Genomic DNA, 8,660 nt, shown 5'->3' with positions numbered 1-8,660 from the left:
TCTTGGTAGAATGTCGGTAGCATTTTTTTTGTTGGGGTGGCCGCAAACGCCACCCTCTTTTTTGGGACTCCTCTATTCTCTCAAACAATTGTCCCGTCTGGCTTCCGTCTACCTTGTCACCCTCTCAGCCGATGAATTTACATTTTTGAGATGCCCCCGATCGCACCTCTACGAAAATAGGCGATCGAGTAACTTTTTTAAAGTTTCAACCTCCACCCAAAAGTCTTCCGTTAAAGAGTCAGGATAAAGCAACTGTCGCAACGGATCGCAGCGAAACGATTTCCCGACAATATAATAGTGGTCGAGTTGTAAATACCGACCGATCGACCAGTAGTAGTAACGAATGTAATTCGGCGAAAATAGTTCGATCGAGATCGCCCCGGTTTGGCAGAAGACGAGATTCGTCAACCCCGCGCCGTGAGGGGCAACGATGGCTTTTGCGTTGGCAAACCAACGCACTTGTTCGGCGATCGAGTAATTTTCGAGGGCGACGGGAACGAAACCGTAGACATTTAAACAGTCGATAATCTCTGCTTCGTTAACGATCTTACGATATTTCGCCTGTTGTCGGCTGATATAGATACGTTCGGGCAACTCGTTCTCTGGCTGAGAACGTTGCGTTGAAAACAGCGGCGGTGGAGTGGCTTCCGCTAGAGGAAGAAAGGTCGATCGCAGAAAGTCGTGAGAACGTTGCGTTGAAAACAGCGGCGGTGGAGTGGCTTCCGCTAGAGGAAGAAAGGTCGATCGCAGAAAGTCGATCGATTGCGGAGTCGCCCAACCGATATGACTGGGAAAAGACGGCACAACCAAGCGAGTCGCTTGTAAGTGAGGATGTCGATCGCTCTCGATAACTTTCTGCAAAGGAACCCCTAAGAGTTCAAGGGTTTGTTGTTGGAAGGGTTTGTCGATGCTGTTAACGTAAAACCAATCGATTTCGCCTTCGGGAAAGCCGCTGCGTCGCAAAATGTCGAGACGGGGCAGAATATCCACCATCCAATGAAAGTAAACATTGGCTGAGAGTCCGCACAATACGGCAACCGTTCCGTTAACAGTTTCGAGAGCCGGTAAAGTATGTTTTGTAAAAATCCGGTGTTGGCTGCGGTTGGTGGCGGCGTTGTCGCAACCGGGGAGTTCGCCGGGATATTCTCGGGAAACGTCGGCGAGGAGGTTGTTGTCGGGTGACATGACGGCGATCGCTTCGCAGACTTTCCACCAACTGCTTTGAGGCATCGCCCAAATTCGCCCCTGGGGAATGTCGGCGGTGAAGGTATCGAGAGCGATGTCGGGAAGGGTGGTTTCGGCGGAACAGTGATAGAGGTTTTGGCTGAGTCCAATGGGGGCGTAAATTTGGTGAATGCGTCTGAGACAGGGTTTGCAGTTGATGCCGTCGCATTGGCTGAGATCGTGGTGGGGCGGACGTTCTCGATGGCCTCGAATGGTTTCAGAAACATCCCCCCATAGCCCCCCTTGGTAAGAGGGATTGGAGGGATGGGAATATCGCGATGTCAGCCAAGCTTTGACGGTGGGATAGAGTCCTTCGGGGATAGGAAAGACGCGGTGTTTTCGAGTGCGATCGATCTGTTCTCGTCGACGTTGTATCCGCGTGCGGGCTGCGCCTAAACCTCGCTCTGCATCCATGTTTTCGGGGTCGATGCGAAGGGCGATTTCATAATAGGCTTCAGCTTCGAGAAAGGAATCGTAAGCCAGACGAGTATCTCCCCAGGCTTGGTAAAGACGGGCGATCGATCTCGCAGTTCGATCGGGTGAGCTTTGATGGAGAAGATCGCGAAGAACCTGACGGCGGGTTTTCCAAGCGATTTCGTAGGGATCGTTGCGGTCGGGAACCTCTCGCTGGAGGAGGTTTTGCAACCATTGACGATCGCGCGGGGACGATTTGTCGATGGCTTGTTGTAAGGTGGTGATAGCGTTTTCGAGGCGTTCGCCAAGCGTCTCCACAGGAGAATCGAGTCGCAGCCACATCCAACTGCAATAGCCGTAAAGATTGAGGTTATCTGAGTCGAGTTCGCTGGCTTTTTGGAAGCAGGCGAGGGCGGCGGCAGGTTGTTGTTGGCGATCGAAGGCTTTTCCGAGATTTTCGTGGGCGAGGGCGAAGTTGGAATCGAGTTGTATCGCTTTCAGGTAACTGGCGATAGCGAGATCGAGTCGATCGAGGGCGTAGTAGGTGCGGCCGAGGTTGTTGTGGAGTCCGGCGCGATCGCCAAATTGGTTTAGGGCATCTCGGAAGCAGTTTAAGGCGTCGTGGGGACGGTTTTGTTTGAGTAACACGCTTCCGAGGTTGTTGCGGGGGTTGAAAGCGTGGGGATTGAGTTCGACAGCTTTTTGGTAGTGGTAACGGGCGCGATCGAGTTGTCCCCAGCCATCGAAAATTAGACCGAGATCGTAGTGGGCTTTGGCGTCATTGGCATCGAGTGCGATCGCACGATCGTAATGGTATTTCGCCGTTGCGCCATCTCCCTGTTTGAAAAGAACGCGGGCGAGGTTGTAGTGCAGGGCTTGCCAGTCCGGACAACGTTTGATTGCCTGTTTGTAAAAATAAACGGCGCGATCGAATTGGTGGTGTCGGTCGTAGAGTTCTCCGAGATAAGCGTAAGGTTCGGATCGATCTTCATCTAAGTCTATTGCAGTTTGATATGCAGAAATTGCATCATTAAATTGATTAAGTTCTGCTAATATCTCTCCTCGAAATTGATGAGTTAATGCAGATTTATAGTTTTTATCTAAAATGCAATCGCATAACTTCAAAGCATTTGAAAACTGCTTTTTTTGGAGAAGGAGCTTGACTCTGTGCAAAGAATCGTGAAGAGAGGAAAGGGTGCGATCGCTCATCAAAACACTACACTATAAATCTGATGACAAAGAAAAGAGACGTTTACCTAAACGCCTCCCTATATAGCAGAATCATTTGAGTTGTGAACGCCCTCTTTAGTTGGGATCGCCGTGCTACAGTACTTTCAGATTACAGAATTTCACGAATCAGTTGGGCTGGCTATATCTTGTCGTGGCGATCCGCGAATAGCGTATAAAAATTCAGCTTGCTACAAAACTTAGAAAATCTCGAAATCTCCGAGATTGATATCCGCATCTCCTTCAAAAGTGGCAATGACAACTTCGTCGCCTTCGGCTTCGGTAGGATTGTACCAGAGTTCGCCGGTGGTGGTGTTGTAAATTAACTTAATCGAGCTAGATTCACCCACACCGGGTACGTTGCTATCAACTTTCACAAACTCAGAGGCTTCAAGAGTGTCGCCGATTTCACTGAAGACCGCTTTATCGAGTGCGATCTTATCTTCACCCGAGACAAAATCAGTAATCGTATCGCCGCCGAGAGAATCTGCGGTGACACTAGGATTGCCATACCCCGAATAGACAAAAGTATCGTTTCCTTCACCGCCACTGAGTGAATCGGCTCCGATATCTCCAGCCAGCAAGTCGTTTCCTTCGCCCCCCTCGACGGTATCGTTCCCTTGTCCGCCGTAGGCGCTATCGTCTCCTTCTCCACCCTCGACGGTATCGTTTCCTTCTCCGCCGTAGGCGATGTCGTCTCCTGCTCCGCCTCTGACGATATCATCGCCCAAGTCCCCTGAAAGACTATCGTTTCCTGCCCCGCCGTCGATGTAGTCGTTATCTTGACCGCCGAACGCGATGTCGTCTCCCGCTTCTCCGAGGAGGCTATCGTCACCTTGGTTTCCAGACAAAAGATCGTTGCCCGAATCGCCGAGGAGGGAGTCGTCTCCAGCGTATCCAGCGACGATATCGTCACCGCCCGCTGCATCGACTACGTCTCCTGTACCAGCAGTACCATCAGACGCAGGGTCTTCTGTCGTGATGAGGTCGTTCCCCGAACCGCCGTTGAGACGGTTACTTTCCCCTTCAGTTCCTTGGATGTCTAATCCACCGTCTGAATTTTCAGTCGAGCTAACGGGTTGGGTTTCATTCGTGACTCGCGACATGGGTTATTGTCCTTTTTCTGGGGTGAACGAAAAATTTAATTCACTGGTTTGAGTCTTGGGCTTTGAGTCGTGGTTGGCGCTACAGCGATCGTCAACCCTTTTTAGCTCGGAAGTGTCCCTGATGGTTGACTATTGTTTATATTTATGGTATGTATGCCACTCAAGCAAATCGAGAAAAATCGAATTGACCCGTTCCCACTTTAACGGCAAAAGTAGGTAAACGTTAGCAGATTGTCTCAAAAAGAATGTAAAGATTAAGTAAAGCTCGATCGAATCGGCTCGATCGAGCCTAGGGAGACCATGAGTTGTAGATTCTCTACAAGCACACTCGAGGCAGTGGATTTTCTAGAGTCCGATCTTTTGAAGTGTCTCCTCCCAAGAACAACATATCGAACACCTCGAAAAATTGATTCTGGTTCAAAATTCAATGACTGAAACCCTTAAAATCTCATTTTCAATTCTCGATAGTAGAGCCTATTTCTCAATAATCTCGAGTCGATCGAGGTGTCCTATAATGTTTTTCAGATGACGCCTTAAATCACGGTCATCTTGGTTCTTTGACACCCCCAATCTCAATCCGCGATCGCTCCCTTCGAGGCATAATGGAGTGTGAAGCTGGGTTGCATTGAGAAAATGCCGAAAACTGCCTCCTCGAATTTTCAACCAGCGATCGCCGATCGCCTTCAACAAATTCGACACTTATTACGCCAAGGAAAATATCAAGAAACCCTAGCCGCCTGTCGTCGAGCCTTGGCAACCGCACCCCGTTCCGCCGAGGTGTACAAATGGATGGGTAACGCTTGGCAAGGGTTGGGAGACGCACAACAGGCGGGAAACTGCTACGCCAGGGCGCTGGAATTCGACCCCAACTTTGTGGAAGTCTACGCAAATCTCGGTAGTTTGGCCGCAACGCAGCAACATTGGGCGGCGGCGATTCGATATTTCCAAAAGGCAATTTCGCTAAATCCCAAATTTGCGGGAGCTTATCGCAATTTGGCGCGAGTGTGGCAGCAGGTGGGGCGCGAGGTAGAAGCGTTGGATGCGTGGTATGAGGCACTTCGGCTAGACCCCCAAGCGGTTCCACTGGTAGAACATCGTCAGTTGGCGCAGAGGTTTTTCTCTCGGGGAGAATGGACGAGGGCGATCGAGTGTTGGCAACGGTTACCCGAACGGGATGCCAAACTGAGATCGATCGCGTACCGAAAAATGGGCGAAGCGTTGCAGCAGTTAGGTAAAGTGCGGGAAGCTCAGATGTGTTTTCAGGCGGCGAACGGCAACGGTGCGGAAACCTTAGCGGGAGCGCAGGGACAAGAAACCCTGGCGGCGGCGGTTCGTCGAAATGGGACATCTATATATAAGGAAGCGTATCGGAAAGAGGATGTATTGTTGCCGCAAGCTGACCCGGAAGCATTGCACTTGTTAGCCGAGGCGTACTGCGATCGCCAGCAGTGGGTAAAGGCGATTCGCGCTTGTCGGGAGGCGTTGCGGGTGCGTCCGATGGCGCAGACATATAAGTTATTGGGGAACGCACTCCAGGCGACGGGGAATTTGTCGGAGGCAGAACGCGCTTATGGGGAGGCGTTGCGCTTGCAGCCGAAGTTTGCGGAGGTGTACGCGAATTTGGGCAGTTTGTACGCTCTACGACGACAGTGGGAAAAGGCGATCGCGGCGTTTCGCCGGGCGTTGCGGTTAGAGCCGGAGTTTGCCGGGGCTTATCGGAATTTTGCCAAGGTTTGGGAGAAAATCGGCGACGAGGCGCGAGCGGTGGAGTGTTGGCATCGGGCGTTAGACATCGAGCCGGAGTGGGCGACGGCGGCGGAGCATTTGACGTTGGGAAACCGTTGGGTGAAGTTGGGAGATTTGGAGAAGGCGGAACGCTGTTATCGACGGGCGATCGATCTCGATGGGGGTTTGGTGGATGCTTGGCACAATCTCGGTGAGGTGCTGAGTCGGCGAGGGGAATGGGAGGCGGCGCGAGAGGCGTTTGAGATGGCACTGGTACGGTGCGATCGCGGGAGTACGCGGTTGAGTTTGGGGCGCGTGCTGGTGAGTTTGGAAGCTTGGGAGGCGGCGATCGCCTGTTATGGAAGGTTGGCGGAAATCGACCCACAACAGGTTTTGGCTCAGCGGAATTTTGCGCGGTTGCTGTGGGAGCAGGAGCGTCAAGAGGATTCGATCGCAGTGTACCGTCAGGCGTTGGCGTTTGCGCCAGATGCGTTTGAGTTGAATTTGGATTTGGCTGAGGCGCTGTGGGAGTTGGAACGGTGGGAGGATGCGATCGAGGCGGCGCAAGGGGCGATCGCGGTGAATCCCGAGGTGGCAATGGCACACTATTTCGAGGGACGGGCGCAGATGGCCTTGGAGCAGTGGGAGGATGCGGAGGCGGCGCTGGGTCAGGCGGTGGCGTTGGATAGCGAGTTTTTCTGGTCGCGGTATTTTTGGGCGAAGACGTTGATAATGTTGGAACGTTGGGAAGAGGCGGCGAACCTTTTGGAAGAGGCAATGCCGCTGAATCCCGAGTTCTACTGGGGTTATTTCGATTTAGGTGAGGCGTTGATGCAGGTGGAGCGTTACGACGAGGCGATTGTAGCGTTTCGTCGGGTAGAAGCATTGGAACCGGCAACGCCTTGGTTGGCGAAGAAGTTAGGTGACCTGTTGCGGTTGCGGGCGTTGGCGGATGCGAAGGAGGCGGTGCAATGGTATCGTCAGGCGATCGAGGAGCATTCTGAAGATTTGCAGAGTTATCATAAAGCGCTGGATTTGAAGTCTGACGATGTAGAGTTGTACGTCAAGCTGGCAGATGAGTTAGCGCGGCAAGGGCAAGATGACGGGGCAACGATCTTTTATCAGATTGCAGCCGACTTAGAACCCAAACGTGCTGATATTTCTGCCAAGATCGGCAAAGAGTTAATAAAAAAAAAATTAGCGGTTGAGACTAAACCAGAGTTTTCATTTGTTTCAGAAAACTATCAACGCTGGTGGCAAAAAAATGCTCCTAGACCCGCCGATCTTCAGCAAATGGCTGATACCGTTTGTGCTTTAAAGTATCAGCCTCTCATCAGCGTTGTTATGCCAACGTACAACACGCCCATCTCCTTTCTACAAGAAGCCATTGAATCAGCGATCGCACAGGTCTACCCTCACTGGGAACTCTGCATTGCTGACGATGCCTCAAACGATCCGGAAGTTCGCCAGGTTCTTAATTTTTATGCTGCTAAGGATAGTCGAATCAAAGTGTGCTTTCGGGTGGAAAACGGTCATATTTCAGCAGCTTCTAACTCAGCCTTAGAACTCGCCACAGGTGAGTTTGTTACTTTACTCGATCACGACGATCTACTGACTCCCGATGCACTTTACGAAGTTGCATTATTGCTCAATCGTCATCCCGAAGCGGATATGATTTATTCGGATGAAGATAAGATAAATGAAAAATATCAGCTTGGCGATCCTTTCTTTAAGCCGGATTGGTCACCGGATTCGTTTTTATCTCAGATGTACACCTGCCACTTGGGAGTCTATCGACGGGAACTCATCGAGCAAATTGGTGGGTTTAGAGTTTGTTATGAAGGAAGTCAGGATTACGATTTAGTCTTAAGACTGACCGAGCAAACTTCTAATATACTTCACATTCCCAAAATTTTATATCACTGGAGGATTCATAGTGCATCTGCATCGTCTAATACCGAAGCTAAACCATACGCTTCTGCTAATGCTAGAAAAGCCATAGAGGAAGCTATACAACGAAGAGGAGAGCCGGGAAAAGTTGTCGAAAATCCTAAGTTTAAGGGGATATACACAGTTCGATATAAAATTCATGACTACCAGAAAGTCAGTATTATCATTCCCACACGAAACTTGGGGCAAGTTTTAGATCGATGTCTCAATTCCATCTTTACAAAAACAACTTATCCAAACTATGAAGTTATTTTGATTGATAATCGAAGCGATGAAATTGAAGCACTCAATGTTATAGAATGCTGGAAACAAAAAGAAGCATCTCGTTTTAAGTGTTATCGATTAGATATTCCTTTTAACTATTCTAAGCTCAATAACTATGCAGTTGAGAAAACAGAAGGCGATTATTTACTCTTTTTGAATAACGATACCGAAGTCTTAGTTCCTGATTGGATTGAAGGGATGGTCGAACAAGCACAAAGACCTACGATCGGAGCAGTGGGGGCATTTCTTCTATACCCAGATGATGACACAATTCAGCATGCAGGAGTTGTGCTAGGTTTAGGAGGTGTGGCTGGACATAGTCATAAAGGCTTTCCTCGCTGTAGCCCTGGATACTTTAAAAAAGTACGTTCAGTCAGTAACTACTCAGCAGTAACAGGAGCTTGTTTAATGTGCCGTCGCGATCTATTCAAACAAGTTGCTGGTTTTGAGGAAGAGCTCGCTGTAGCATTCAACGATGTAGATCTCTGTCTGAAAATTCTTAAGGAAGGATATTTCAACGTTTGCTTACCTCACGTTGTGCTGTACCATCACGAATCTAAAAGTAGAGGCTTAGAGGATACGCCAGAAAAACAAAATCGAGTAGGGAAAGAAATTCAATTTATGCAAGCTCGATGGAAGGAAATTATTGATAGAGATCCCCACTACAGCATTCACTTGACAAGAGACAGAGAAGACTACAGTTTGCAGGTTTAGGGTTTAAATATCGGCAAAATTTATTTATCTCTTGAG

General features: G+C 49.7%; 3 protein-coding genes. 1 reads left to right on the top strand and 2 read right to left on the bottom strand.

The genetic code is table 11. The features are described 5' to 3' along the window. Window positions 1-168 precede the first annotated feature (168 nt). Together GEI7105_RS0116755 and GEI7105_RS0116750 are read right to left on the bottom strand one after the other, a co-directional pair. The gene (locus tag GEI7105_RS0116755; protein WP_017661586.1) at window positions 169-2,847 is read right to left on the bottom strand and encodes a tetratricopeptide repeat protein; all 2,679 of its coding nucleotides are present in this window, start codon (window positions 2,845-2,847) and stop codon (window positions 169-171) included. A 218-nt stretch (window positions 2,848-3,065) separates the two neighbouring features. Then, complete coding sequence (locus GEI7105_RS0116750; RefSeq protein ID WP_017661585.1) at window positions 3,066-3,971, bottom strand: calcium-binding protein; 906 nt, start codon at window positions 3,969-3,971, stop codon at window positions 3,066-3,068. A 633-nt stretch (window positions 3,972-4,604) separates the two neighbouring features. On the opposite strand from GEI7105_RS0116750, the gene GEI7105_RS0116745 reads away from it, so the two are divergent. Then, complete coding sequence (locus GEI7105_RS0116745) at window positions 4,605-8,624, top strand: tetratricopeptide repeat protein (RefSeq protein ID WP_071592082.1); 4,020 nt, start codon at window positions 4,605-4,607, stop codon at window positions 8,622-8,624. The last annotated feature ends 36 nt before the right edge of the window (window positions 8,625-8,660 follow it).

It is taken from the genome of Baaleninema simplex PCC 7105 (genome assembly GCF_000332355.1).
Classification (GTDB): Bacteria; Cyanobacteriota; Cyanobacteriia; order Cyanobacteriales; family Geitlerinemataceae; genus Baaleninema; species Baaleninema simplex.
This window is presented reverse-complemented; position numbering and strand designations above follow the sequence as displayed.